Raw genomic sequence first — 25,162 nt, 5'->3', positions numbered from 1 at the left:
CAGCCGCCCATTTCCCCATCAGGAGCCCGTCCATGCCCCCGGCCGATCCAGGTCGCCCACAAGCCCCCGCGCCCGCCTCGCGCGGCCCGCTCGTCGGGATCTTGCTGCTGGTGCTATCGATGTGGACGCTGTCCTGTCTGGACGCCAGCGGAAAGTGGGTCATGAACGCGGGCGTGCCGCTGCTGGTGCTGTCGTGGTTCCGTTACGTGGTGCACCTGATCCTGGTGCTGGCGCTGGTGTTGCCGGCGCGCGGGCTGCGTGTGCTGCGCAGCAACAAGCCGCGCGAACAACTGATACGCGGCGGCTCCATGTTCCTGGCCACGCTGATGTTCTTCACGACGCTCAGCTACATTCCGCAGGCTGAGGCCACGGCCATCAACTTCCTGGCGCCCCTGCTGGTGCTGTCCCTGGCACCCTGGATCCTGAAAGAGCCCGCCCGCCTGTCGCGCTTCGTGGCGGCGGGCATCGCGTTTATCGGCGTCATCATCGTGATCCGCCCCGGCGGCGGGCTGCATCCCATCGGCACCATTTTTGGCCTGCTGACCGCGTGCTGCTTTGCCGCTCAGTTCATCGCCACGCGGCGCGTGGCGGGCGATGACCCGTTCACGTCCTTGATCTGGAGCGGCGCGGTGGGCACCGCCTGCCTCACGCTGACCCTGCCTTTCGTGTTGCCGGCCGCCCTGCCCGTTTTGCAATCGTTGTCCACATTCGATTGGTTCTTGCTGATTTCGACCGGCCTGACGGGCGGGGTTGGACATCTATTCCAGATTGCCGCCTACCGCCGCGCCCCGGCATCCACGCTTGCGCCCTTCATCTACCTGCAAATCATCAGCGCCACCTCGGTGGGCTGGCTGGTCTGGGGACACTTTCCCGACCCGCTTACCTGGTTGGGTATCGCGATCATCTGCGCCAGCGGCATTGGCATCGGCCTGATCGAATGGCGGCGTAGCATGGCGATCAGCGCCGCGGCGGCCCGCGCGGGCGCCCGCTAAGCGCGGGCCTTTCCTGCCCACCCCGCCCCGCCCGCCAGCGCGCGCCAAGCCGCTCCCGTACAATGCTCGACGCTTTTTGCGCTTTGGCGCATCGGCTTTCCCGGCATCCGGCATTTCCCCGAACGAGGTCTTCATGATCATCAAGCCCCGCGTGCGCGGCTTTATCTGCGTTACCACCCACCCCGTAGGCTGCGAGGCCAACGTCAACAAGCAGATCGACTACGTCCGGGCGCAAGGACCCATCGCCGGGGGCCCCAAGCGCGTGCTGGTGCTGGGCGCGTCCACCGGATATGGACTGGCGGCGCGCATCAGCGCGGCCTTCGGCTGTGGCGCGGAAACGCTGGGCGTTTTCTTCGAACGCCCGGCAGAGGCCGCCAAGGCTGGCACGCCGGGCTGGTACAACACCGCCGCATTCCACAAGGCGGCCCAGGCGCACGGCCTGGCGGCGCAAAGCATCAATGGCGACGCGTTCTCGGACGAGATCAAGCAAAAGACCATTGCCGCCATCAAGGCAGGCATGGGCCAGGTTGACCAGGTCATCTACAGCCTGGCCGCCCCGCGCCGCACGCACCCCAAGACGGGCCAGGTGTTCAACTCCACGCTCAAACCCATCGGCCACGCCGTGAACTTGCGCGGCCTGGACACCGACCGCGAAGTCGTCAAGGAGTCCGTGCTGGAGCCGGCCACTCAAGCCGAGATCGACGCCACCGTGGCCGTGATGGGCGGTGAAGACTGGCAGATGTGGATCGACGCATTGCTTGAAGCGGGCGTGCTGGCCGAAGGGGCCACGACCACCGCGTTCACCTACCTGGGCGAAAAGATCACCCACGACATCTATTGGAACGGCTCGATCGGCGCCGCCAAGAAAGACCTGGACGACAAGGTGCTGGATATCCGCGCCAAGCTGGCCGCGCGCGGCGGCGACGCCCGGGTGTCGGTGCTGAAAGCGGTGGTCACGCAGGCCAGCTCGGCCATCCCGATGATGCCGCTGTACCTGTCGCTGTTGTTCAAGACCATGAAAGAGCAAGGCACGCACGAAGGCTGCATCGAACAGGTGTATGGCCTGTACCGCGACAGCCTGTGCAGCGACACGCCGATCCTGGACGCCCAGGGCCGCCTGCGCGCCGACTACAAGGAACTTGATCCGAAGGTTCAAGAAGCCGTGCAGGCGCTTTGGCACCAGGTCACCAGCGACAACATCTATCAGCTGACTGACTTTGCCGGCTACAAGCAGGAATTCCTGCGCCTGTTCGGTTTCGAGATCGATGGCGTGGACTACGAGGCCGACGTTGACCCCGCCGTGGAAATACGCGGCCTGATCTGATCAGGGGCGTTCAGTGCGCGCGCCGGCCGTGCTACGGCCGCGCGCATCGCATCACAGATACTCCAGTGTGACCAGCCGGTGCGGCACATCGCGCGCACCGCCCCTGCCAGGCAAGGGCTGCAATGCCTTCGTGCTGACCTTGACGACGCTGTCGGTCGCGGTGGCCGGGCGGCCGGCGGCAGCCGCACAGACGATGCGCGGCGTGGTCCGCGCAGCTTCGCGCGACGGGCTGGCCTGGCAACGGGTGGGTTCGACAATCATGCCGGAGAACCGGATGATGCCCCCCGCGGCGCTGACCGCCATGGGGGCAAGCATGGCGGCGACAAACACAACAAACGCTGAACAACGAATCATCATGGCGGCTCCAGGGCGTTGGCAACGTCTGGCAAGCGCGTTTGCCCGCCAGAGGGCACTCCCCAGACATCACCTTGGTATCCCCTTGGCATCGCGGCGCGTATCGCAATGCGCCGTTTTCAATTCCATGTCTCGGTTGTCAATCAGACTACTCTGAAGATTTTTTCGTATCAATTTGGATTAAGTCTAAAAACGCCGCTTACTTCGCCTTTTTCGTCAGGATCTCTAATAAGCGGTCCAATCCGCCCTCGTCGATGGCCACATTGACGACCTGGCGCACGGCGGGCTTGGCCCGATACCCGACGGACAGCCCGGCGGCGCGCATCATCGGCAGGTCATTCGCGCCGTCTCCCACCGCGATCGCGCGGTCCAGCCCTACCCCGCGCTGCGCGCACACCTGCTCCAGTTTGCGGCGCTTTTCCTCGCCGTCGCAGATATCGCCCCACGGCTGCGCAAGCAGCCTGCCGGTCAGTTTCCCGTCGACCACCTCCAGCACATTGGCGCGCACGTCGTCCAACCCCAGCCGGGCGCGCAGCCGGTCGGTGAAACAGGTGAAGCCGCCGGTGACCAGCAGGCAGGTCAAGCCCGCCGCCTTGCAGGCCGCGATCAAGGTTTCAACGCCGGGATTGATGCGTACGCGTTCGTCGTAGACCTTATCCAGCCAGGCTTGCGGCATCCCGGCCAGCAAGGCGACGCGATCGCGCAGGCTTTGCTTGTAGTCCACCAGGTCTCCGCGCATGGCGGCTTCGGTCAGCGCCGCCACCTCGGCCTTCTTGCCCATCAGGTCCGCCATTTCATCCAGCGTTTCGATGGAAATCAGCGTGGAGTCCATGTCAAACGCAATGACCTGGTAGTCGGACAGGGACAACGGCGGCGTGATGCCGCGCCAATGCAAGCCGGGTACGGCGGACGATTCAAACATGGGTGCCTCGGTTCAGGTGAAGGTGGGCAGGCTGGGCGATTGCGCGCACAGCCACGCGATGAACAGCTGCGCGGCGGCGGCGGCCGGGCCGTCCTGACGGTACAGCGCGTGGATGCCGGCGTTGGGCAGATGGGGCTGCTCGAACAAGGGGCGCAATCGATCGGCGCGTATATCGTCTTCAAGCAGGCACCACGGCGCCAGCGCGATGCCCAGGTCGTTCATGGCCGCCTGCATGCACAGGAATTGGTGGTCGAACACAGGCCCGGGCAATTGCGGCGGCACATCCACCTTGGCCAGCGCGAACCAGCGGGGCCAGTGGTCCATGCCGCCCGATATCTTCAGCAGCGGATGGCCCAGGCAATCGGCGGGCGCCCGCAAGCGGTTGCGCTCGATAAAGCGCGGCGAGGCCACGGGCACGTGAAAGTCGTCCAGGCAGTGCACGCATGCCAGCTCGGAATGCGCCATGAAGCCGTGCCGGATCAACACGTCGCTGCCCGTGTCGCCACCCCGGTCCAGATAAGGACGGGCCTGTGTCGTCAGCTGTACATCGATGCCGGGGTGCTGGCCCTGGAAGGTGGACAGGCGCGGGATCAGCCACTTCATGGTCAGCGACGGCGTGGCGCACACGCGCAGCACGCCACCATAGGCGGGCGCCTTGAATTTGGCCGTGGCGGCGGCGATGCGTTCCAGGCTGGCCTGCACTTCAGGAAAATATGCCTGCGCGCCCGGCAGCAACGCCACGCCACGCGCCTCGCGGGCGAACAGCGGCTGCCCCAGATAGTCTTCAAGCACGCGTATCTGCTGGCTGACCGCGCTGTGCGTAATGCTGAGTTCATCGGCAGCGGCCGTGAAGCTGCGCAGCCGCGCCGCGGCTTCGAACACGCGCAGGGCTTTGAGCGGCGGCAGGATTTGCCCCGCCATTTCAGCGGCCGCCCGCCCGCACGCCCGCCGGGCGCCAGTGTGTGCTGCTCTTTCCCACGATTTCCCTTGTCGTCTAATTATTGGCGGCGTGGCCGGGCCACACCTGTCCTGTTCTGTTCTGCCGCATTCTATGGGATAGCGGCGTGGCCGACCTCTTAGAAAATCTAACGCCATGCCTTAAAAAACACTGCTGGTCGCGGCCGGGGCGCGTTCCTATGATGCCGGGAACCCAAGCAGGAACTGACATGGCATCGATTACGGTAGACGGCATCGCCAAGACATTTGGCGGACAGCAGGTGTTGAGCAATTTGTCACTGCACATACCCGACGGCGCGTTCTACACGCTGCTGGGACCCAGCGGCTGCGGCAAAACCACCTTGCTGCGCTGCATTGCGGGCTTTTATGCGCCCGATGGCGGCCGCCTGCTGTTCGACCAGGACGATGTGACACACGTGTCCGCGCACCGCCGCGACATCGGCATGGTGTTCCAGGACTATGCGCTATTCCCGGACAAGACCGCGTTCGACAACGTGGCATATGGGCTACGCGCCCGGGGCGTTGCCCGCGCCGAGATCACGCGGCGCGCGAACCAGGCGTTGGACAACGTCGGCCTGCTGGCACTGGCTGACCGCTACCCCGCCCAGATGAGCGGCGGCCAACGCCAGCGCGTGGCGCTGGCACGCGCGCTGGTGATCCGGCCGCGCGTGCTGCTAATGGATGAACCGCTGTCCAACCTGGACGCCAAGATGCGTTTGCAGATGCGCGACGTCATCCTGGACCTGGTGCGGGAAGCGGGCATCACCACCGTATTTGTTACGCATGACCAGGAAGAAGCGCTGGCCATGTCGGACCGCATCGCCATCATGGACCACGGCAACATTGCACAACTGGGCACGCCGGAAGACCTGTACGGCACGCCGGTCAACGCCTACGTGGCCGACTTCATCGGGTCGGCCAACGTCATCCCGGTGCCCGCGCAAACCGGGCTGGCCGGCGCCCCGCAAGGGCATGTGCGCTATGAACTGTGCGGGCAGGGCTTTGATGGGATGCAAGGCAGCGCGCGGCTGGATGCCCACGGCGTGCTGATCGCGCGCCCCGAAGAGCTGGCGCTGATGGCCCCCACGCCCTACGTGCCCAATACGCTGCCCGGCAAGGTGCTGCGCCGCCAATACCTGGGCTTCAAGACCGCCTACCGCATCGCGCTGGACAACGGCACGGAGATCCGCGTCGAGCTGCACGCCGGCAACATGGTGGCGCAGTTCCAGCCCGGCGAGTCGGTGCAGGTGCTGATCCCCGCCGACAGCCGCGTCGTCAACGCCTGAGGACGCGCGCGCCATGAAAATCAAATGGTGGCCCTGGGGCATCCTGACCGCGATCAGCCTGGTCCTGCTTCTTTTCTTTGTGCTGTATCCGCTGGGAGTGCTGTTCGGCAACAGCATCACGGGTCAGGATGGCGGCTTCACGCTGGACGGCTTCAAGGCGTTGCTGGCCGATTCGCAATACCTGGAGGCGTTCGGCAACACGCTGATCCTGGGCCTGGCCGTCACTACCTGCACCGTGCTGGTGGGCGTGCCGTTCGCGTACCTGGTGGCGCGCTACGACTTTCCGTTGAAGAACCTTGTCGCGATCCTGCCGGTGCTGACCATCGTGATTCCCGAGATCATCGTGGGCCAGTCCTGGCTGCTGCTGTTGGGCAATAACGGCTTGTTGACCAATCTGCTGGGCGACGTGGGTATTTCGCTGCCATCGTTCTACGGCTGGACGGGCATGGTGTTTTCCATGACGCTCGTCTACTACACCTACATTTACCTGGGCGTGCTGGCCGCGTTGCGCGGCTTTGACGGACAGCTTGAAGAAGCGGGCCTCAGCCTGGGCACGCCGCCGTTGTTGACGCGCTTGCGCGTACTGGTGCCGGTGCTGCTGCCCGCCGTGCTGGTCAACGCGCTGGTGGTGTTCACGCTGGTGGTGGGCAACTTTGCGTTGGCGATGCTGTTGGGCAGCCGCGTGCCGCTGTTGTCGGTCATGACGTACAACACCTTCGTCAGCGAAATGGGCGGCAGCCCCACGCTGCAAAGCGCCATGTCGGTCGTGTCGATTGCCATCGTGGCCATCGTGCTTTTTTTTCAGAAGCGCGTGGTGGAACGCAAGGTCTACACCATGACGCAGGGCCGCGCGCCGGCCGCCGTGCGGGTGCGTTCCTGGACGGCGGTGCTGTACGCGGGTGGCGTGGGCCTGGTGATCCTGGTGTCGATGTTGCCGCTGATCATCGTGTTCATCGCCGCGTTCACCAAGACCAGCGGGCCGGTCATGCAATGGGGCCAGTGGTCGCTGGCCAGCATGCAGCGCGCGCTGCACGGGGCGCCCGAACCGATCCTGAATTCGCTGAAGTTCGCCTCCCTGGCGACGGTGTTGGGCGTGGCGTTCGCGGTGCTGGTCAGCTACCTGACGATCAAGAAACGCAGCGCCTTCACGCAGGTGCTGGACTACATCGTGGTGCTGCCGCTGACGATTTCGGGCACGGTGCTGGGCATTGCGCTGGTGCAGACGTTCAACACGGGCTGGCTGGTGCTGGCGGGCACCGCCGGCATCATGGTGCTGTGCTACACGGTGCGACGCCTGCCGTTCGCGGTACGCAACGCGTCGTCCGTGCTGTTCAACATTCCAGATTCCATCGAAGAGGCGTCGATCAGCCTGGGCGTGTCGCCGCTGATGACGTTTTTCAAGGTGATCCTGCCCGCCATGAAGGCATCGATCATTTCCGCCGCCATCCTGATGTGGCTGACGACCATCTCGGAACTGTCCGCGTCCATCGTGGCCTATAGCGGCGGCCTGGAAACCATGCCGATCGCCATCTTCCGCCAGGTTGACGGCGGCAGGCTGGGCATGGCGTCGGCCTATGGCGCGGCGCTGGTCACGGTGATCGTGCTGCCCATCATCGTGTCGGTCAAGGCGTTTCGCATCAAGCTGTTCTCCGGCAAATAACCCCCTAAAGCTCTAAAGGTTACCCATGCAAATCAAGCACTTGATCCAGACCAGCCTGTTGGCGGCCACCCTGGCCGCCGGCGCGGCGCACGCCCAGAACGTCGTGCTGTATTCGTCGAACAATACGGAAACCATCGAGACCGCCTTGGACGCGGTCAAAAAGAAGAGCCCCAAGCTGAACGTGCAGCCCGTCACCGGCGGCACCGGCACGATGATGAAGCGTATCGAAGCCGAATCGCAGAACCCGCGCGGCGACCTTTTCTGGAGCGGCGGTTTTGGCACGCTGGGCGCGTATCGCCAGCAGTTGCAGCCCTACCGTTCGGCGGACCTGGACAAGATTCCGGCCGAGTTCCGTGGCCCGGACGACCTGTGGGTGGGCACGAACGTGCACGTGATGGTGATGATGGTCAACGAACGCCAGTTGAAAGGCCTGCCCGCGCCGGCCACCTGGTCGGACCTGATGCAGCCGCAGTGGAAGAACAAGTTTGCGATTACCGATCCGTCGAAAAGCGGCACGGCGTACATGCTGGTGTACGGGCTGTACAAGCAATTCGGTCAGCCCGGGCTGGACAAGATCGCCGCCAATGCCGTCGTTACCGCGTCGTCAGGAACCACCTACAAGGGCGTGGCGGCGGGCGAATATGCGGTAGGCATGACGCTGGAATACGCGGCGCAGGAATACGTGGCGGGCGGGCAAAAAGAGATCAAGCTGGTCTACCCGACCGAGGGCAGCTACCTGGCGCCCGAAGGCATGTTCATCATCAAGGGCGCCAAGAACCTGGACGCGGCCAAGGCGCTGTACGACGGCTTGCTCAGCAAGGAATCGCAGGAAGCGCAGCTGGTGAAGAACTTTCGCCGCCCGACCCGCACGGACGTGGCCGTGGCCAGCCTGACCACCCTGCCCGACCTGGCGTCGATCAAGATCTTCCCGGTCAGCCAGGAAGCGGCCGCCACCGAGTACGAAGCGGTGGTTGCAGCGTGGAACCAGGCGGTGTCGAAGGCCAAGTAAGGCAAGGCCGGGGCCGGGGCCGGGGCCGCCCGGGCGCGTCAGTCGCCCTGCACCATCCGGCCCGCCGCCAACACCAGTTGGCGTGCGCAGCGCGCGGCCAATTGCGGGTCGTGCGTGACCAGCACCAGCGTGGTGCCGTGTTCGCGGTGCAGGTCGAACATCAAATCGATGACGGTGACGCCCGTGGCGGCGTCCAGGCTGCCGGTGGGCTCGTCGGCAAACAGCAGGTCGGGCTCAACCACGAAGGCGCGCGCCAGCGACACGCGCTGTTGTTCGCCGCCCGACAGCGTGCGCGGGTAATGGTGCAAGCGCGCACCCAGGCCCACGCGTTCCAGCATGGCCTGGGCCGGTTCGCGCGCGGGTTGGCCCGCCAACTCCAGCGGCAGCATCACGTTTTCCAGCGCCGTCAGGTTGGGCAACAGCTGGAATGACTGAAAGACAAAGCCCACATGGTTCGCCCGCAAGCGCGCGCGGCCGTCTTCGTCCAGCGCGAACAGGTCCTGCCCGGCCAGATGGACGCTGCCGACGCTGGGAACATCCAGCCCGGCCAACAGTCCCAGCAACGTAGACTTGCCCGAGCCGGAACTTCCGGTGATTGCCACGGCGCTGCCCGCCTGGACCGTAAAATCAATGCCTTCCAGGATAGAAAGCGTCCCGCCGGCATCGGCGACCCGCTTGCCCAGCCCTTTCACCTCGATCGAATTCTTGCTATCCATGCGCCTATTTTCCCTTCTGCGTCTTACGTCCGCCCTGAGTCTCGCCGTCATGGCGCTTCCCGCCCACGCTCAGACCGCCGTGCCAGCCCAGGGTTCCGCGCCTCGCACGGTACTGGTGGTGGGCGACAGCCTGGCCGCCGAATACGGTATCAAGCGCGGCACGGGCTGGGTGCCGCTGCTGGGGGCGCGGGTTTCCGAACAATACCCTAAGTACCAGGTCGTCAATGCCAGCATCAGCGGCGACACCACCAGCGGTGGCGTGGCGCGCTTGCCGGCACTGCTGCGCCAGCATGCGCCGGCCGTCGTGGTGCTGGAACTGGGGTCGAACGATGCGCTGCGTGGTTTGTCGCTGACGATGACTGAACAAAACCTGCGCACCATGGCGCAGGCTGCCAAGCAAGCCGAGGCCAAGGTCGTGATCGTGGGCATGCAGATCCCGCCCAACTACGGCCGGGACTACTCGCAACGCTTTGCGCAGTTGTTTTCCACGGTTGCCAAAAATGAAAACGCCCGGCTGGTGCCATTCCTGATGGAGGGAATGGCAACAAACCGGGCGATGTTCCAGGCTGACGGCATCCACCCTAACGAGGATGCACAGGCCCAATTGCTGGACAACGTGTGGCCGACGTTACAGCCACTCTTGAACTAAAAACCTAAGGGCCGGGGCCTTACCGACCAGGCCCCGGGTGCTGACGGATCAGCCCGCTGCCTGCGGCTGATCGCCGCGAATGACGTCGGCGGCGCTGGGCAGCACCTGCACCTTGTACTGTTCGCGCAGCATCTTGAGCAGCGCTTCGATTTCAGCCTGACCCAGGCCGCCCGACAACTGCTGCGCCAGACGGTCCTTGGCGGTAGCGTCGACCGAACCGGCTTCAACCTTTTCCAGGCGAACCAGCGTGTAGTCGGCGCCCGATTGCACACCGGTGTAACCCGGCAGCGGCGTGGACGGCAGACGCATCGCGGCATCCACCACCGGCTGCGGCAAGTCCTTGGGGTCCTGGCGCGAAATTGTCACGGCGGGCGAGAAGCCTTCCGGCGCGGCGGCCGGGTTGGCCTTGTCGGCCGCCAGCGCGGCTTCGCCGGCTTTCTTGGCGGCTTCGGCCGAACGCTCTTGCAGCAGGCGGGCGCGGATGGAATCGCTGACCTTGTCCAACACAGGCACGTGGGCCGGTTCGATGTTGGCCACGCGCACCGCCATCATGACGGCGGGCGACAGTTCGATCACACCCGAGTTCTGCTTTTCACGCAGCACTTCGGCCGAGAACAGCGCTTGGCGAACGCGCGGGTTGTCCAGCAGCTCGGCATCCGGGCTGTCCGCGGCGGAGCCGGGGCCGGCCTTGTCGGCGGGCAGCAGGCCTTCGCGGGTGACGCCCGAGGCGGTGCGCAGCTTCAGGCCCACCGCGTCGGCGGCCGGTTGCAGGCTGTCGCGCTGGTCGTAGACCTGCTTGTTCAGCTGGCTGGCCATTTCCGAAAAGTGCACGGCGGCCAGTTGCTTGCGCACTTCGCCGGTGATCTGGTCCTTGACCTCGGCCAGCGGCTTGATGGCGGCGGGCTGGATCTCGGTGACCTTGACGATGTGCAGGCCGGCCGGGCTTTCAACCACGCCGGACACCTGGTCCTTGGTTTGGCTGAAAATGGCCTTTTCCAGCGGGCCGGACAACATGCCCGGCGCCAACCAGCCCAGGTCGCCGCCCTTGGCGGCAGAGCCCGCATCCTGCGAATTCTTGGTGGCCAGTTCGGCGAACTTGGCCGGATCGGCGGCGGCTTGCTTGGCCAGATCTTCGGCCTTGGCGCGCGCAGCCTTGCGAGCATCTTCCGAGGCGCCAGGAGCCAGCTCGATCATGATGTGGCTGGCGCGACGGCGTTCCGGCTGGCCGAAGCGGTTCTTGTTTTGCTCGTAATAGGCCGTCAGGTCTTCGTCCTTGACCTGGATGCCCTGCGTGGCGGCGGCTTCGTCCAGCACCAGATATTGCACCTGGACCTGTTCGGGAATTTGCAGCTGCTGCTTGTTGGCGTCGTACCAGGCCTGGATATCGGCCGGCGTCACGGTCACTTGCGAGCGATAGTCTTCGGCGGCGAAGCGGCGCAATTGCACGGTGCGCTGTTGCGTCAACGCCGATTCCAGCGAGGCGACCACTTCGGCGGGTGCGCGGGCCGATTGGCCCACCGGGTCCAGCACGCGGCCCACGGCCAGATCGCGGCGCAGACCGGCTTCGAACGAGGTCGGCGACATGCCCTGCGCGGCCAGCACCTGGCGATAACGCTCGGGCGAGAAGCGGCCGTTGTCCTGGACTTCGGGAATCGCGGCGATGGTGTTGCGCAGCGTTTCGTCCGACACGTTAAAGCGGTTGTCCACGGCAACGTTGGCCAGCAAACGCTGATTGATCAGCTGGTTCAGCAGGCCTTCGCGCAAGGCGGGCGTGTCGGAGACGGCCGGGTCAAAGCGGGCGCCCTGACGCTGACGCATCTGCTCAAGCTGGTTGCGGTGCGCCTGATCAAACTCGGCGCGAGAAATCGGCTGGCCAGCGACCGTGGCCAGCTCCGGCTCTTTGCGCATGAAGCTGTCATAGCCTTGAATTCCGACCAGGAAGAAGGACGGCACAATCAGAAGCAGCAGGATGAGCTGCATCCAGCGCCGATGGCTGCGAATAAATTCGAACATGGAATCCCTGTTGCCGCGCTTCGGGGGTGTCCACCCAAAGCCGCACGAAAACGCAAAAGAAAACGCAAAAAAAAGGGCGAACTTGATTCGCCCTATTCCCATACCGGTTATTACCGGATCAGCGGGCGGATTTTAGCATTTCTCACTTGCATCGGGCCTTTAGATTCTCTTCAGGTTTATCCCGGCAGGGCGTGGACCGGCCGCTTCCCACCGAAGCGCCGCACCGTCAACCCGGGAAATTCCCGTTTCCGCCCCCCGTGGCCACCCGTATCTTGCCCCGTGGGGCCAGCCGATCACCGTGCCACGCCCCGACGCCGGCCGTTCGCCGACGCCCTTTCCTGTGCAACTTTATAAAGGGTTCCATCAATGCCGCTTACCTCTTTCCGCCAGCACGTCCTGCCCGCCTGCCTGGCTCTCGCCTTCCTGGGCGGGGCGCACGGGGCGCTGGCCGCGCCGGTGGCCGCCGTGCACGACGCTGCCAAAGCCCAGCAACAAGCCATGCTGGACACCATGCGCGACCTGGTCAACATTGAATCGGGCAGCAAGGACGTGGAAGGCGTCGAACGCATCGCCGAATTGATCCGCGACCGCCTGAAGGCGCTGGGCGGCACGGTAGAGATCATTCCCGCCACCGATGTGTTCCGCCTGGACGACACGCCGGAAAAGGTCGGCCCGATGGTGCATGCCGAGTTCAAGGGCAGCGGCACCAAGAAGATCATGCTGATCGCCCACATGGACACCGTCTACCGCAACGGCATGCTGAAAGACCAGCCGTTCCGCGTTGACGGCGACAAGGCCTACGGGCTGGGCATTGCCGACGACAAGCACGGCGTGGCGACGATCATCCACACGCTGACGATGCTGCAAAAGCTGGGATTTAAAGATTTCGGCACGCTGACCGTGCTGATCAACGGCGACGAAGAGATCAGCTCGCCTGGCGCGCGCAGCACCATCACGCGGCTGGGTGCGGACCAGGACGCGGTGTTTTCGTTTGAAGGCGGCGGCACCGAGCCCCGCCTGACCCTGGCCACCAGTGGTATCGGCGCGGCATACCTGACGGTGCAAGGCAAGACCTCGCACGCGGGCGCGCGGCCCGAGGGCGGCGTCAACGCGCTCTATGAATTGGCGCACCAACTGCTGCAACTGGACAAGCTGTCCAAACCCGAAGAAGGCTTGAAGCTGAATTGGACGGTGGCGCAGGCCGGCACCAATCGCAATGTGATCCCGGGCCAGGCCACCGCGCAGGCCGATGCGCGCGCCTTGCGCGTGTCCGACTTTGACGCCCTGGCGAAAACGCTGGAAGAACGCGTACAGAAAAAACTGCTGCCCGAATCGAAGGTCAGCGTGAAGTTCGAAGTACGCCGCCCGCCGCTGGAAGCCACCGACGCATCGCGCGCTTTGGCTCAGCATGGCGTCAAGGTCTACCAGGAACTGGACCTGCCGTTGAAGGTGGTGGACCGGGCCAGCGGCGGCGGCACGGACGCGGCGTTCGCGGCGTTGAAGGCGCGCGGCCCGGTCGTTGAAGGCATGGGCTTGAGCGGCTTCGGTGCGCATTCGAATGACGCGGAATACATTCAGATCAACAGCATCGTGCCGCGCCTGTACCTGGCCAGCCGGATGATCATGGATGTGTCCCAGGGCAAAGTGGCGCCCAAGTAAAAAGGGGCCACCCCGCCGCAGCGCCTGGCTGGCGCCCAGCGGCGGGGCCCAGCGCCGAATCGCCCCCCAAGAAGGAGTATCCTTGCAACCCTGTCCCCAAGAACCCCAAGCATCACCAACATGACCGCAAATCTACCCTCCTGGCCCTATTCCCGTTACATCGCGCATCGCGGCGGCGGTCGTCTGGCGCCGGAGAACACCTTGGCCGCCATGCGCGTGGGCGCCGAGCACGGTTTCACGATGTTCGAATACGACGTCAAACTGAGCCGCGACAACGTGCTGGTGCTGATGCACGACGACGACGTCGACCGCACCTCGAACGGCACCGGCCCGGCCGCCGCCAAGACCTACAGCGAACTGGCGCAACTGGATTTCGGCAGCTGGCACTCGGCCGCTTACGCGGGCGAGCCCCTGCCCACCTTCGCCGCCGTGGCCCGCTACACCGTGGCCAACGGCATTGCCAGCAACGTTGAAATCAAACCGTGCCCGGGCCGCGAAGCCGAAACCGGCGCCGCCGTGGCACTGGCCTGCAAGCAGCTGTGGCAAGGCGCAAGCGTGCCCCCGCTGCTGTCTTCGTTCGCTGAAGAAGCACTGCAAGCGGCGCTGGAAGCCGCCCCCGAACTGCCGCGCGCCCTGCTGGTGGAAAAGGTGCCCGCCGACTGGCGCGAACGCCTTGCCAAATACAAGTGCGTTGCGCTGAACATCAACCAAAAAGACGCAACCCGCGAATTGATCGACGCCGTGCACGCCGCCGGCTATCGAATCGCGGCCTGGACCGTCAATGACCCCGAACGCGCCCGCTCGCTGCTGGACTGGGGCATCGACGGCATTTTCACCGACGAGCTGGCCGCGATCCGGCCGGCCAACTGAGGCAGAACGCCCCGTGTTCAGTTATCGCCACGCCTTTCACGCCGGCAACCACGCCGACGTGCTCAAGCACGCCATCCTGGTCCACACCCTGGACTACTTCAACAAAAAAGACGCGCCCTACTGGGTCGTGGACACCCACGCCGGCGCCGGCCTGTACAACCTGGAAAGCGACTGGGCAAACAAGACCTCGGAATTCGAGGAAGGCATTGGCCGCCTGTGGGAAGCCAAGGACCTGCCGCCGCTGCTGGCCGACTACGTCGCCCGCATTCGCGACTACAACACCAATGGCCGCTTGAAGCGCTATCCCGGCTCGCCGTGGCTGGCGCTGGATGTGATGCGCCCGTCCGACCGCCTGCGCCTGTTTGAAATGCACCCGACCGAAATCGACACGCTGGTCGTCAACCTGGAACACCAGGGCCGCACGGCGCAACGCCAGACCACGATTTATGGCGATGACGGCTTCGAAGGCGTGAAGGCCTTGCTGCCCCCGCCCACGCGGCGCGGCATGGTGCTGATCGACCCGTCGTACGAAGACAAGCACGACTATCGCCGCACCCTGATCACCGTGAAGGAATGCATCAAGCGCTTCGCCACCGGCACCATCGCTGTCTGGTACCCGCTGGTGCAGCGTCGCGAAGCCAGCGAAATGGCGCGTCACTTTGAAAACTTGAAGGTCAAGAGCTGGCTGCATGCCACGCTGACCGTCAAGAAAGCCACCATCGACGGCTATGGCCTGCATGGCAGCGGCATGTTCCTGATCAACCCGCCGTGGACGCTGCACGAAGGCCTGAAGCAAGCCATGCCCTACCTTGCCCGCGAACTGGGCCAGGACGAACGCGCGGGCTTCACCTTGCAGTACCGCGAAAACCCGTTCCCAGTGCCGAAGAAGCAATCGGACGACTAAGTCGACCAAGGCGACCAAGACCAGGTCGGCTACGTCGACCCGGTCTTCGGCGACCGGAAAAAAAGGCCCGATCCTGATGGATCGGGCCTTTCTCATTCAGGGGCCGCCGCCCCTGCTTCGCACAGTTAAACCGTTTCTTGTTCCTGCGTTTCGCTGCACACGGACTCACGGGCGGCAGCCAGCTTGGCGGCCGCGTCGCGCAGCGCAGTGCGCAGGCCCTCTTCAATGACGGGGTGGTAGAACGGCATTTCCAGCATGCGCGCCACCGTCAGTTCCTGCTGCACCGCCCAGGCCAGCAGGTGGCCAATGTGCTCGGCGCTGGGGCCGACCATTTCAGCGCCCAGGAAACGGCCCGTGGCAATGTCGGCGTACACGTGCAGCAGGCCCCTGTTCTTGAGCATGACGCGTGAACGGCCCTGGTCGCTGAAGTCCACCTCGCCGACCACGAACGTGCCGGGGATAAGACGGCCATAACCCTGCCCCGCCAACGCAATCTGCGGGTCCGAGAACACCACCGCCAGCGGCGCGCGGCGCAGCCCGTTTTGCAGATCGGGGAAGCGCGCGGCGTTTTCGCCGGCGATGCGGCCTTCGTCCGCGGCTTCGTGCAGCAACGGCGCGTCGGCGTTGGCGTCACCCGCGATGAAGATGGCGGAATCACCGGCCTGCATCGTTTCGCGGTTGAACACCGGCACGCCGTGCACGTTCAGTTCCAACGACGTGTTCTCCAGGCCCAGACCGTCCACGTTGGCGCGGCGGCCGGTGGCGACCAGCGCGTAGTCAAAGCGTTCGATGCGTTCGGCGTTATCCAGCGTGACGTAGCGCACTTCCACTTCGTCGCCCACCCGCGTGGTCTCCAGCACCCGGGCATCCGGGTCCAGATAGAACTCGCGTTGGAAGATCTTGCGGGCGCTTTGGCGGACCTGCGGATCGCTGATGCCACCCAGGCTGCCGCTGACGCCGAACACGCGTACATCGACACCCAGCCGCGCCAGCGCCTGGCCCAGTTCCAGCCCGATCACGCCGGGGCCGAACACCGCCACGCGGCGCGGCAGGTCGTCCCACGCAAAGACGTCGTCGTTCACCACCAGGCGGTCGCCCAGCGCGCGGAAAGGCGGCGGAACCGACGGCCGCGAACCCGTGGCGATCACCACGCGGGATGCATGTACCTCGGTGTGATCGTCGATCCGCAGCACGGTATCCGAGACAAAGCGGGCATAGCCACGCAGCTTGTCCTCTGCAGGAATGTTCTCGACGCCATCCAGCACAAAGCCCACGAAGCGGCCCCGTTCGCGTTTGACGCGATCCATGACTTCCGCGCCGTCCACCGTGATTTCACCGCCCACGTGCACGCCAAAGGCGTCGGTGTGCGCGGCGTTGTGCGCCGCTTCGGCGGCGGCGATCAACAGCTTGGAAGGCATGCAGCCCACGCGGGCGCAAGTCGTGCCGTAGGGGCCGCCTTCGATCAGCAGGGCGCGCTTGCCCGCCGCCTTTGCGGCGCGATAAGCGGCCAGACCAGCCGTGCCGGCCCCAATGATGGCGATATCGGTATGCAGAGTTTTCATGACTGTGGTTCCCCTGTTGCGGGTAGCAAGGTTTCTAAAGGCGAGTTCCGCCTTGTTGCGCATCCTTGGGACGAACACCGTCCGGCGACGCCGCTTCGGGGTCGCAAAAGGAATGCAGTAAGGGTGCGTAAAAAGGGAAGCTCGGGCCGGTGCGGGCCAGGCGGTCTTTCGGCTACCGCCTGCCCTCACCGGCCGGGCACGGGGGGCTACCCCTGCCCGGCTGCTTTGGGCGGTTGCCCGAAGCCCTTAGGCGAAGTGCGCCTTCAGGTCTTCCAGGCCGCCGATCAGCGTGCCGTTGATGAACACCTGGGGCGCGGTGCCCTTGCCCGACACGGCGCCGATCACACGACCGCGCACCTTGTTTTCCAGCGGGATTTCGATCGGGGCGTAGCCCTTTTCGTCCAGCAGTGCCTTGGCTTCCACGCAGAACGGGCAGCCCGGCTTGGAGAACACGACCACCTGGTCAGGCTTCTTGGCCGTCGGAGCAACGTGCGCCAGCATGGTGTCGGCGTCCGACACTTCAAACGGGTCGCCTTCCTTTTCCGGTTCGATGAACATCTTTTGCACGACGCCGTCCTTGACCAGCATCGAATAGCGCCAGCTGCGCTTGCCGAAGCCCAGGTCGCTCTTGTCGACCAGCATGCCCATGCCTTCGGTGAAAGCGCCGTTGCCGTCAGGCAGCAAGGTGATGTTGGCCGATTCCTGGTCCTTGGCCCATTCGTTCATCACGAAGGTGTCGTTGACCGACACGCACACAATGCTGTCGACGCCGGCGTTGAAGAACGCGGGGGCCAGTTCGTTGTAGCGCGGCAAGTGGGTGGACGAGCAGGTCGGCGTGAAAGCGCCGGGAAGCGAGAAGACGACAACCGTCTTGTTCTTGAACAGATCGTCGGTCGTGACCTTCTTCCACGTGTTGTCCTCGCGGACGGGGAACGTTACGTTCGGGACACGTTGGCCTTCGCGGTTTTGCAGCATTCAAATCTCTCCTTGGGTAGCGGTAGCGGGGTTTGTTTAACCACCATGGAAAGAATGATAAATGCCGGCTATCAATTAATCAAATTTAATAAACTTAATTGATCGATAGTTTTCTGCAATCAGACATTGAGAATCGAAAAGCGGTTTCTATCATAACCGCCCTTCGTTGGCTCAGTGGCTTAGACCCGGGCAGGCTCGTAGCCGGCGTCGCGGATGGCGGCTTCTACCTTGTCGGCCTGGTCCGTGCCGGACACCGTGACGCGGTGCGTCGGCAGGTCGACGGTAACGGTGGCCCCAGGTGCCGCTTGCGTCACCGCGCCGGTGATCGTCTTGACGCAGTGGCCGCAGGTCATATCCGGGACTTGGAATTCGATGCTCATGGTGGTTCTCCGTAAAGTCAGGGGCGGCGCGCAACAGATTTCGCACGCCATGCTTCGCAGCTTAAACATTCCCATCATGACAAGGTCAAGCGTAAAATCCGCCTTGACCTTCCCACCATGGGAAGGATGAAACTGCAAGCTCCCCTCCAATCAGAGAACAGCCATGAGCGTTGCCAGCCCCTCCTCCACTCAGTTGGAACTTGCCATTGAAGGCATGACCTGCGCGTCGTGCGTCAAACGCGTGGAAAAGGCCCTGACCCAGGTGCCCGGCGTGGCCCAGGCGCAGGTCAACCTCGCCACCGAGCGCGCGCTGGTGTCGTTTGATGCCAATGCCGCGCAGCCGCAGGCGCTGGTGGATGCCGTTGTGAAGATGGGCTACGAAGCCCGGCCCATCGCCGCCCAGGACGACCATGCCGAACGCCAATCGCAAGCGCGCGATGCCGAAGCCCAGCGTCTGCAACGGGCATTCACCGTGGCGCTGGTGCTGACGTTGCCCGTCTTCCTGCTGGAAATGGGATCGCACCTGATTCCCGCCATGCACCATTGGGTGCTGGGCACGATCGGCCAGCAAAATAGCTGGCTGTTGCAGTTTGCGTTGACGACCGCCGTGCTGGTCTGGCCCGGCCGTCACTTCTTCACCAAGGGCTTTACGGCGCTGTGGCGGCGGGCGCCCGAGATGAATTCGCTGGTGGCGCTGGGCGCCGGCGCCGCGTGGGGCTATTCCGTGGTGGCAACGTTCGCGCCCGGCTGGCTGCCCGAGGCGGCACGCAACGTCTATTTCGAAGCGGCGGCAGTCATCGTCACGCTGATTCTGCTGGGCCGCATGCTGGAAGCGCGCGCCAAGGGCAAGACCGGCGCGGCCATCAAGCGCTTGATCGGCTTGCAGCCGCGCACGGCGCGGGTCATGCGTGACGGGCAGGCCTTTGATGTCGAGATCGAAAAGGTCAAGACGGGCGACGTCGTCATAGTGCGCCCCGGCGAAAAGATCCCGCTGGACGGCGACATCATCGAAGGCAATTCGTATGTGGATGAATCGATGCTGACGGGTGAGCCCGTCCCGGTCGAAAAGCAGCCAGGCATGCAAGCCACCGGCGGCACGTTGAACACGTCGGGCAGCTTCACGCTGCGCGTGACGCATACCGGCGCCGACACGATGCTGGCCCGCATCATCCGCATGGTTGAAGCCGCCCAGGGCGCGCGTCTGCCCATCCAGGCGTTGGTCGATCAGGTCACCGCTTGGTTCGTGCCGGCCGTGATGGCGGCCGCCCTGCTCACCTTCCTGACCTGGTTCTTCCTTGGCCCCACGCCCGCGTTGTCGCACGCGCTGGTCAATGCGGTGGCGGTGCTGATCATCGCCTGCCCCTGCGCGATGGGGCTGGCCACGCCCACGTCCATCATGGTGGGCACCGGGCGCGCGGCCGACATGGGCGTGCTGTTCCGCCAGGGCGACGCCTTGCAGACCCTGCGCGACGTCAACGTGGTGGCGTTTGACAAGACCGGCACGCTGACGCTGGGCAAGCCGACGATGACCGAATTGACGCCGGCCGCCGGATACGCCGAACACGACGTCCTGCAATGGGTGGCGTCGGTGCAGGCGCGTTCCGAGCATCCCATCGCGCTGGCCATTGTGGCGGCCGCCAAGGATCGCAACATGGCGCTGCTGCCCGCCGATGGCTTTGCCGCCATTACCGGCGCAGGCGTGGAAGCTGCCGTGGCGGGCCACAAGATTTTGGCGGGCGCGGCGCGGCTGATGGCCGAACGCGGCGTGGATGTCAGCGTATTTGGCGCGCAGGCCGCCGATTGGGGTAACGAAGGCAAGACCCCGATCTACGTGGCGGTCGACGGCAAGGCCGCAGCCATGATGGCCGTGACCGACCCGATCAAGCCGTCCGCCGTGTCAGCCATTGCCGCGCTGCATGCGCAGGGCTTGAAGACCGCGATGATCACCGGCGACAACCGCTACACCGCGGCCGCCGTTGCGCGTCAACTGGGCATTGATGAGGTGCGCGCCGAAGTGCTGCCGGACGGCAAGGTGCAGGCGATTGAAACGCTGCGCAAAGGCGGCCGCAAGGTCGCCTTCGTGGGCGACGGCATCAACGACGCACCGGCCCTTGCCGCCGCCGATACCGGCATTGCCATCGGCACGGGCACGGACGTGGCCATCGAGGCGGCCTCGGTCGTGTTGATGGCCGACGACCTGCACGGCGTGCCCAACGCCATCGCGCTCAGCCGCGCCACGCTGGCCAATATCCGGCAGAACCTGTTCTGGGCGTTTGCGTACAACGCCGCGCTGATCCCGCTGGCTGCCGGCGCCTTGTACCCCGCCTTCGGCCTGTCGCTGTCGCCCATCTTTGCCGCCGGTGCCATGGCCCTGTCCAGCGTCTTCGTGCTGGGCAACGCGTTGCGCTTGAAAGCGTTCCGGCCGCGCACCGCTCACGTTTGATACCAGGAGCCTGACCATGAATATCGGCGAAGCCGCAAAAAGCTCGGGCATCTCGGCCAAGATGATCCGGTACTACGAAAGCATCGGGTTGATCGGGCCGGCGGTGCGCACGGATTCCGGCTACCGGGTCTACAGCGACCACGACCTGCACACGCTGCGCTTTGTGCGCCGCGCGCGTGACCTTGGCTTCTCTGTTGAGCAAATGAACGAGTTGCTGGCGCTATGGAAGGACCGCAGCCGCGCCAGCGCGGACGTCAAGCGCATTGCGCTGGAGCATGTGCAGGAGCTTGAGCGCAAGGCCGAAGCCCTGCACGACATGGCCGCCACGCTCAAGCATCTGGCGCAGAACTGCCACGGAGACGACCGGCCCGATTGCCCCATCCTGGAAACGCTGGGGCGCTCGCACTAGCAGCGCCGCCCCTGCCCGCACTGGCGCCTATCAGTCTTTTACTGGCGCGACGGGTTCCGCGACGGTGTCGGCGTCGGCTTGCGCAACGTCGGCTTCGGGGGCTTGCCCGACAACGCCCGCTTCGGCAGCCTCGGCGGCAACGCGCGCGTGGTACGCATCGGTTGCCGCTTGCTTGGCGGCCGCTTTTTCAGCGGCGGCAAGCGCCTTGGCCTCTTCTGCCGCGATGGCGTCGGCTTCGGCCTGGATGGCGCGCTGGCGTGCGCGTTCCTTGACTTCGGCCACGCCCTCGGCGTCCAACGATTCGAACACCGCAATCGATTCCACATGGCCCGTGTGCGGGAACATGTTGATGACGCCGGCGCTCTTCAATTCATAGCCCCCTTCGTGCACCAGAATGGCCGCGTCGCGCGCCAACGTGGCCGGGTTACAGGACACGTAGACGATGCGGCGCGGGCGCTCTTGCACGGACAATTCCGCCAGTGCCTGCGACACGGCGTGCGCGCCTTCGCGCGGCGGGTCGATCAGCATGCGGTCGAAATAGCCCAGGCTGCGCAGCCAGTGGGCGTCGACCTCGAACAGGTTCAAGGTGGCAAAGCTGGTGCGTTCGGCCAGGCCATGGCGCGCCGCCGCGTCAAATGCGCGATCAGTCAGTGCCTTGCTGCCTTCCACGCCCACGGCTTCGCGGCCCTGGGTTGCCAGCGGCAAGGTGAAGTTGCCCAGGCCACAGAACAGGTCGGCGACGCGGTCGGTGGGCTGCACGTCCAGCAACTTGAGCGCACGCGAGACCATCGCGCGGTTGATGGCGTGGTTGACCTGCGTGAAATCGGTGGGCCGATACGGCATGCGCAGGCCGAATTCGGGCATGGTGTACGACAGCGTGTCGGCATGCTCGCGCTCTAGCGGGTGCACCGTTTCCGGGCCCTTGGCCTGCAACCACCACTGCACGTCGTGCTTGGCGGCAAAGGCGCGCAGGATGGCGATATCGCCGTCGGTCAGGGGTAGCAGATGGCGCAGCACCAGCGCCGTCACACCTTCACCCAACGACACCTCGATTTGCGGCATGCGGTCAGGCGCCGACATTGAGCCGATCATCTCGCGCAGCGGCAACAGCAGGTCGCTGACGTGGCGCGGCAGCACATGGCATTCGCGCATGTCGGCCACATAGCTGCTTTTACGTTCGTGAAAGCCCACCAGCACCCCGCCCTTCTTGGGCACGACGCGCACCGACAGGCGCGCGCGGTAGCGATAGCCCCAGGTGGGGCCTTGCAGCGGCGGCAGGATGAGCGCGGGGCGCAGCTTGCCGACGTGCCAGAAGGTATCTTCCAGCGACCGTTGCTTGATGGCCACTTGCGTGCTGGGTTCCAGGTGCTGCATGGCGCAGCCGCCACAGACCCCGAAGTGCGGGCAGCGCGGCTGGACGCGTTGCGACGACGGGCGCATGACCTCGTCCACGCGGGCGATTTCGTAGGATGGCTTGCGGCGCAGCGTTACGGTGGTGACCCGTTCACCCGGCAGCGCGCCTTCCACGAACACGACTTTGCCGTCGCGGCGGGCGATTCCCCTGGCTTCCAGATCCAGGGACTCAATACTCAAAACGTCTGACATCTCACGCAGTCCAGAATTACACGCAACCCATGATTGTAGAAGGACTGCGCCCATTCCCGGAAATGGTCTTTGACGGGGCCGGAAGGCCGTGGCGGACGGCCCGGTGCACCAAGGTGCGCCGTCAAGCCGTCCGCGTGATGTCGGCGCAAGTCGATTGCCACCACAACGCCGTCATGGCGGCCAATGCTGCCGCGGCTCCCGCCAGCGGCAACACGGGCAGTCGTGCCCAGGCGATGGTCAGGCTGCCCAGCCCGCCGCCCACAGCGGTGCCCAGGTTGAAAGAGGCGATGTTCAAGCCCGCCGCCACCGCCGTGAACGCCGGCACGTAATGCTGGGCCTGTTTGAGCAGTCGCAGCGTCAGCACGGTCACGATGCAAAAGAACACCAAGCCCAGCGCCCCCGCCAGCGCCAGCACGGCCCAAGACGACGCGCGGAACTGGAACAGGGCCAGCATGGTTGCCACCAGGGCCGCCAATGCCAGCATGGCGGCGCGGTCGGGGTCCATGCGGTCCGCGAGATACCCGCCCAGCAGATTGCCGCCGATGGAAAACAGGCCGAACAGCAGCATGGCCGTGCTAAGTTGCCGCACGCCGGCCCCGGTGACCTGCAACAGGTAGGGCGACACGTAGGTGAAAAAGCAGAACGTCGCCACGCTGACCAGCGCACCGACGCCGGCCGTCATCAACATGCGCGGGTGGGCAATGGCGCGCAAGCCTGCGGCCATGCCGGAGCCGGCTTGGGGTCGCGGCGGGACGCTGCCCCGTCGGCTTGGCCCCTGGCCTGCCAATTGCCCCGGCTGTGAGCCCGCCTGTGAGCCCGGCTGTGAGCCCGGCTGTGAGCCCGACTGTGAGCCCGACTGTGCATCCGGCTGCGGCGGAGTTGACCGACCCGGCATGCAACACAGCAGCCCGCCCAGCCCAACCAAGGCCAACACACCAATCGCCAGGAACACCAGGCGCCAGGACCACAAGCTGCCCAGGAACGTGCCCAGCGGCACGCCAAGCGCCAGCGCCACGGTCAGGCCGATCCACACGACGGCGACGGCGCGGCCCGCGCGTGCCGGCTCCACCAGCCGCGTCGCCGCGTCCGACGCCACGGCCATGAAGACACCATGCGCCAAGCCGACGGCGAAACGCACGCCCAGCAAGACGGGCAGCGTCGCTGACACGCTCATCAAGCCGCTGCCCACTGCCAATATCGCCATCGCGCAGGCCAGAATGCGGCGGTCTCGCCAGTGCGCCACCCACGCAGTCAGGAGCGGTGCGCCGATAGCAGCGCCAAAAGCGTAGGCCGCGATCGCCGTGCCCACCGCTTCAATGCGGGCGTGCAGGCTATCGGCCATCGCAGACACCAGGCCCGCGACAACAAACTCCGACAGGCCAAAAGCGAAGGTGCAAACAGAGAAGAGATAGACGGCGATGGGCATGAGGCTTCCGGGCTCGACAATGACAGTTGCCGAGCTTAGGGCGCCGCCCACTATTCGAAAAATATCTTATTCATGCACGAATAAGACTGTGTACGTCTTGATGGTTTTACTCGCGCTGCGCGTCTTGCGTAACTGAACGGACAACGTCCAGCAGGCGGTCCCGCACCGGAGAATCCCGCGCGGGATTCCACGCCATCAACAGTTCCACCTGCAACAAGGCAGCCGGCGCATCGGTCGCCAGTGGCCGAAACACCACGTCGGCGCGCCCCGCCTGAGCGACCGATGTGGGCAGCAACGCCACCCCGAAACCCGCCGCGACCAGCGCCGCCACGGTCTGCAACTGGCGCGCTTCCTGCGCCACCCGGGGAACAAAGCCGGCCGTCTGGCAAAGCTGGATCAACTGATCGTGAAACCCTTGGCCCAGCCGTCGGGGCGACGCCACAAAGTCCTCGTCTTTCAATGCAGCCAGCTCGACCACCGCGCGCGCTTGCAGGGGATGCCCGGCGGGCAAGGCCACTTGGATGGGTTCTTGCAGCAGCGATTCAAATCGCAGGCTGGGCGTCGTGGTACCGGGCGGCCGCATGAAGCCGATATCGGCGTGGCCGGCCTCAAGCGCCAGCACCTGCTCTTGCGTGGTGGCCTCTTGCAGCGTGAAGGCCACGGCGGGATGCGCGCCACGGAAGTCCCGCAACGCGCGCAATAACGTGGGATACGGCGCAATGTTGATGAACGCCAGCGTCAGATGGCCGTCCATGCCTTGGGCGACGCGCCGCGTGTGGGCGACGCCGTCGTCCAGCGCGTCCAGAATGCTGCGTGCCGATTGCAGGAACGCCGCGCCGGCCGGGGTCAGCGCCACGCTGCGATTGGTACGTACAAACAGGGCCGCGCCGATCTCCGCTTCCAGCCGGCGGATAGCCTGACTGAGCGGCGGCTGCGCCATGTGCAGGCGCTGCGCCGCGCGATTGAAGTGCAGGGTTTCCGCCACGGCGACAAATTGCCGCAACAAACGGGTTTCGATCATCAAGACGCCCAGGATATTGTTCTGAC

At 65.1% G+C, this 25,162-nt stretch carries 22 protein-coding genes; 11 read left to right on the top strand and 11 right to left on the bottom strand.

The annotated features are described in order from the left end of the window. Positions 1-32 precede the first annotated feature (32 nt). Both DVB37_RS12655 and fabV read left to right on the top strand, forming a co-directional pair. Positions 33-992, top strand: a complete 960-nt coding sequence (locus DVB37_RS12655) for a DMT family transporter (RefSeq protein WP_120155425.1) — start codon at positions 33-35, stop codon at positions 990-992. Between the two features lie 133 nt (positions 993-1,125). Then, on the top strand, positions 1,126-2,316 hold the full coding sequence (fabV, locus tag DVB37_RS12650) for an enoyl-ACP reductase FabV (RefSeq protein ID WP_120155423.1): 1,191 nt from the start codon (positions 1,126-1,128) through the stop codon (positions 2,314-2,316). A gap of 51 nt (positions 2,317-2,367) precedes the next feature. On the opposite strand, the gene DVB37_RS12645 is transcribed toward fabV, so the two are convergent. The 3 genes from DVB37_RS12645 to DVB37_RS12635 all read right to left on the bottom strand — a co-directional run bounded on the left by DVB37_RS12645 (position 2,368) and on the right by DVB37_RS12635 (position 4,513). Next, complete coding sequence (locus tag DVB37_RS12645) at positions 2,368-2,673, bottom strand: hypothetical protein (protein WP_046804970.1); 306 nt, start codon at positions 2,671-2,673, stop codon at positions 2,368-2,370. A 196-nt stretch (positions 2,674-2,869) separates the two neighbouring features. Further along, complete coding sequence (gene serB, locus DVB37_RS12640) at positions 2,870-3,592, bottom strand: phosphoserine phosphatase SerB (RefSeq protein ID WP_120155420.1); 723 nt, start codon at positions 3,590-3,592, stop codon at positions 2,870-2,872. Positions 3,593-3,604: 12 nt separating this feature from the next. Beyond that, positions 3,605-4,513, bottom strand: a complete 909-nt coding sequence (locus DVB37_RS12635) for a LysR substrate-binding domain-containing protein (protein ID WP_120155417.1) — start codon at positions 4,511-4,513, stop codon at positions 3,605-3,607. 245 nt (positions 4,514-4,758) lie between these two features. Here DVB37_RS12635 and DVB37_RS12630 point away from each other — a divergent pair, with 245 nt between their 5' ends. From DVB37_RS12630 to DVB37_RS12620, 3 genes are read left to right on the top strand one after another with little or no spacing between them, the layout of a single operon-like run. Next, positions 4,759-5,835 carry an ABC transporter ATP-binding protein gene (locus DVB37_RS12630; protein ID WP_120155415.1) on the top strand — a complete coding sequence of 359 codons (1,077 nt, stop codon included), beginning with the start codon at positions 4,759-4,761 and terminating at the stop codon, positions 5,833-5,835. A gap of 13 nt (positions 5,836-5,848) precedes the next feature. Continuing rightward, complete coding sequence (locus tag DVB37_RS12625) at positions 5,849-7,495, top strand: iron ABC transporter permease (RefSeq protein ID WP_120155413.1); 1,647 nt, start codon at positions 5,849-5,851, stop codon at positions 7,493-7,495. 25 nt (positions 7,496-7,520) lie between these two features. Then, positions 7,521-8,504: an ABC transporter substrate-binding protein gene (locus DVB37_RS12620; protein WP_120155411.1), complete on the top strand. Its 984-nt coding sequence runs from the start codon at positions 7,521-7,523 to the stop codon at positions 8,502-8,504. Between the two features lie 38 nt (positions 8,505-8,542). Here DVB37_RS12620 and DVB37_RS12615 read toward each other — a convergent pair whose 3' ends face one another. After that, positions 8,543-9,220: an ABC transporter ATP-binding protein gene (locus DVB37_RS12615; protein WP_046804971.1), complete on the bottom strand. Its 678-nt coding sequence runs from the start codon at positions 9,218-9,220 to the stop codon at positions 8,543-8,545. Between DVB37_RS12615 and DVB37_RS12610 the strand changes: the two genes are divergently transcribed. After that, positions 9,219-9,869, top strand: a complete 651-nt coding sequence (locus tag DVB37_RS12610; RefSeq protein WP_162941205.1) for an arylesterase — start codon at positions 9,219-9,221, stop codon at positions 9,867-9,869. The genes DVB37_RS12615 and DVB37_RS12610 overlap by 2 nt on opposite strands. A 48-nt stretch (positions 9,870-9,917) precedes the next feature. Here the strand turns inward: DVB37_RS12610 and DVB37_RS12605 are convergent, their stop codons facing one another. Further along, the gene (locus DVB37_RS12605) at positions 9,918-11,882 is read right to left on the bottom strand and encodes a SurA N-terminal domain-containing protein (protein ID WP_046804973.1); all 1,965 of its coding nucleotides are present in this window, start codon (positions 11,880-11,882) and stop codon (positions 9,918-9,920) included. 366 nt (positions 11,883-12,248) lie between these two features. Between DVB37_RS12605 and DVB37_RS12600 the strand changes: the two genes are divergently transcribed. The 3 genes from DVB37_RS12600 to DVB37_RS12590 all read left to right on the top strand — a co-directional run bounded on the left by DVB37_RS12600 (position 12,249) and on the right by DVB37_RS12590 (position 15,315). After that, entirely contained in the window at positions 12,249-13,541 is a 1,293-nt protein-coding gene (locus DVB37_RS12600) for a M20/M25/M40 family metallo-hydrolase (RefSeq protein ID WP_120155406.1), read from the top strand. 120 nt (positions 13,542-13,661) lie between these two features. Continuing rightward, positions 13,662-14,411, top strand: coding sequence for a glycerophosphodiester phosphodiesterase (gene ugpQ / locus DVB37_RS12595; RefSeq protein ID WP_120155404.1), 750 nt, complete (start codon positions 13,662-13,664; stop codon positions 14,409-14,411). Between the two features lie 13 nt (positions 14,412-14,424). Then, complete coding sequence (locus tag DVB37_RS12590; RefSeq protein WP_046804976.1) at positions 14,425-15,315, top strand: 23S rRNA (adenine(2030)-N(6))-methyltransferase RlmJ; 891 nt, start codon at positions 14,425-14,427, stop codon at positions 15,313-15,315. A gap of 125 nt (positions 15,316-15,440) precedes the next feature. On the opposite strand, the gene DVB37_RS12585 is transcribed toward DVB37_RS12590, so the two are convergent. The 3 genes from DVB37_RS12585 to DVB37_RS12575 form a co-directional block, all read right to left on the bottom strand. Beyond that, positions 15,441-16,877: a dihydrolipoyl dehydrogenase gene (locus DVB37_RS12585; RefSeq protein ID WP_046804977.1), complete on the bottom strand. Its 1,437-nt coding sequence runs from the start codon at positions 16,875-16,877 to the stop codon at positions 15,441-15,443. 246 nt (positions 16,878-17,123) lie between these two features. Beyond that, positions 17,124-17,852 (bottom strand): glutathione peroxidase, encoded by a 729-nt coding sequence (locus DVB37_RS12580; protein WP_046804978.1) that lies wholly within the window; start codon positions 17,850-17,852, stop codon positions 17,124-17,126. 179 nt (positions 17,853-18,031) lie between these two features. Further along, positions 18,032-18,232 carry a heavy-metal-associated domain-containing protein gene (locus DVB37_RS12575; RefSeq protein WP_120155402.1) on the bottom strand — a complete coding sequence of 67 codons (201 nt, stop codon included), beginning with the start codon at positions 18,230-18,232 and terminating at the stop codon, positions 18,032-18,034. Positions 18,233-18,395: 163 nt separating this feature from the next. Between DVB37_RS12575 and DVB37_RS12570 the strand changes: the two genes are divergently transcribed. Both DVB37_RS12570 and cueR read left to right on the top strand, forming a co-directional pair. After that, positions 18,396-20,675, top strand: a complete 2,280-nt coding sequence (locus DVB37_RS12570; protein WP_120155399.1) for a heavy metal translocating P-type ATPase — start codon at positions 18,396-18,398, stop codon at positions 20,673-20,675. Positions 20,676-20,691: 16 nt separating this feature from the next. Continuing rightward, positions 20,692-21,084 (top strand): Cu(I)-responsive transcriptional regulator, encoded by a 393-nt coding sequence (gene cueR, locus DVB37_RS12565; RefSeq protein WP_046804981.1) that lies wholly within the window; start codon positions 20,692-20,694, stop codon positions 21,082-21,084. Between the two features lie 30 nt (positions 21,085-21,114). Here cueR and rlmD read toward each other — a convergent pair whose 3' ends face one another. From rlmD to DVB37_RS12550, 3 genes are all read right to left on the bottom strand, one after another. Then, the gene (gene rlmD, locus DVB37_RS12560) at positions 21,115-22,689 is read right to left on the bottom strand and encodes a 23S rRNA (uracil(1939)-C(5))-methyltransferase RlmD (protein ID WP_240434102.1); all 1,575 of its coding nucleotides are present in this window, start codon (positions 22,687-22,689) and stop codon (positions 21,115-21,117) included. A gap of 121 nt (positions 22,690-22,810) precedes the next feature. Continuing rightward, positions 22,811-24,115: an MFS transporter gene (locus DVB37_RS12555; RefSeq protein WP_120155397.1), complete on the bottom strand. Its 1,305-nt coding sequence runs from the start codon at positions 24,113-24,115 to the stop codon at positions 22,811-22,813. 106 nt (positions 24,116-24,221) lie between these two features. Then, the gene (locus DVB37_RS12550) at positions 24,222-25,136 is read right to left on the bottom strand and encodes a LysR substrate-binding domain-containing protein (RefSeq protein WP_120155395.1); all 915 of its coding nucleotides are present in this window, start codon (positions 25,134-25,136) and stop codon (positions 24,222-24,224) included. Positions 25,137-25,162 lie beyond the last annotated feature (26 nt).

Origin of the sequence: Achromobacter sp. B7 (assembly GCF_003600685.1) — a bacterium.
GTDB classification, from domain to species: Bacteria; Pseudomonadota; Gammaproteobacteria; order Burkholderiales; family Burkholderiaceae_B; genus Achromobacter; species Achromobacter spanius_B.
The sequence above is the reverse complement of the archived record's forward strand: the minus strand, read 5'-3'. Positions and strand labels throughout refer to the sequence as shown.

Coding starts and splice junctions, on each gene's coding strand:
- ugpQ (WP_120155404.1), top strand. CDS start 13,662: ATGACCGCAAATCTACCCTCCTGGCCCTATTCCCGTTACATCGCGCAT.
- DVB37_RS12600 (WP_120155406.1), top strand. CDS start 12,249: ATGCCGCTTACCTCTTTCCGCCAGCACGTCCTGCCCGCCTGCCTGGCT.
- cueR (WP_046804981.1), top strand. CDS start 20,692: ATGAATATCGGCGAAGCCGCAAAAAGCTCGGGCATCTCGGCCAAGATG.
- fabV (WP_120155423.1), top strand. CDS start 1,126: ATGATCATCAAGCCCCGCGTGCGCGGCTTTATCTGCGTTACCACCCAC.
- DVB37_RS12580 (WP_046804978.1), bottom strand. CDS start 17,852: ATGCTGCAAAACCGCGAAGGCCAACGTGTCCCGAACGTAACGTTCCCC.
- DVB37_RS12605 (WP_046804973.1), bottom strand. CDS start 11,882: ATGTTCGAATTTATTCGCAGCCATCGGCGCTGGATGCAGCTCATCCTG.
- DVB37_RS12655 (WP_120155425.1), top strand. CDS start 33: ATGCCCCCGGCCGATCCAGGTCGCCCACAAGCCCCCGCGCCCGCCTCG.
- DVB37_RS12630 (WP_120155415.1), top strand. CDS start 4,759: ATGGCATCGATTACGGTAGACGGCATCGCCAAGACATTTGGCGGACAG.
- DVB37_RS12620 (WP_120155411.1), top strand. CDS start 7,521: ATGCAAATCAAGCACTTGATCCAGACCAGCCTGTTGGCGGCCACCCTG.
- DVB37_RS12555 (WP_120155397.1), bottom strand. CDS start 24,115: ATGCCCATCGCCGTCTATCTCTTCTCTGTTTGCACCTTCGCTTTTGGC.
- DVB37_RS12610 (WP_162941205.1), top strand. CDS start 9,219: ATGCGCCTATTTTCCCTTCTGCGTCTTACGTCCGCCCTGAGTCTCGCC.
- DVB37_RS12615 (WP_046804971.1), bottom strand. CDS start 9,220: ATGGATAGCAAGAATTCGATCGAGGTGAAAGGGCTGGGCAAGCGGGTC.
- DVB37_RS12645 (WP_046804970.1), bottom strand. CDS start 2,673: ATGATGATTCGTTGTTCAGCGTTTGTTGTGTTTGTCGCCGCCATGCTT.
- DVB37_RS12575 (WP_120155402.1), bottom strand. CDS start 18,232: ATGAGCATCGAATTCCAAGTCCCGGATATGACCTGCGGCCACTGCGTC.
- DVB37_RS12625 (WP_120155413.1), top strand. CDS start 5,849: ATGAAAATCAAATGGTGGCCCTGGGGCATCCTGACCGCGATCAGCCTG.
- DVB37_RS12635 (WP_120155417.1), bottom strand. CDS start 4,513: ATGGCGGGGCAAATCCTGCCGCCGCTCAAAGCCCTGCGCGTGTTCGAA.
- DVB37_RS12585 (WP_046804977.1), bottom strand. CDS start 16,877: ATGAAAACTCTGCATACCGATATCGCCATCATTGGGGCCGGCACGGCT.
- DVB37_RS12570 (WP_120155399.1), top strand. CDS start 18,396: ATGAGCGTTGCCAGCCCCTCCTCCACTCAGTTGGAACTTGCCATTGAA.
- serB (WP_120155420.1), bottom strand. CDS start 3,592: ATGTTTGAATCGTCCGCCGTACCCGGCTTGCATTGGCGCGGCATCACG.
- DVB37_RS12550 (WP_120155395.1), bottom strand. CDS start 25,136: ATGATCGAAACCCGTTTGTTGCGGCAATTTGTCGCCGTGGCGGAAACC.
- rlmD (WP_240434102.1), bottom strand. CDS start 22,689: ATGTCAGACGTTTTGAGTATTGAGTCCCTGGATCTGGAAGCCAGGGGA.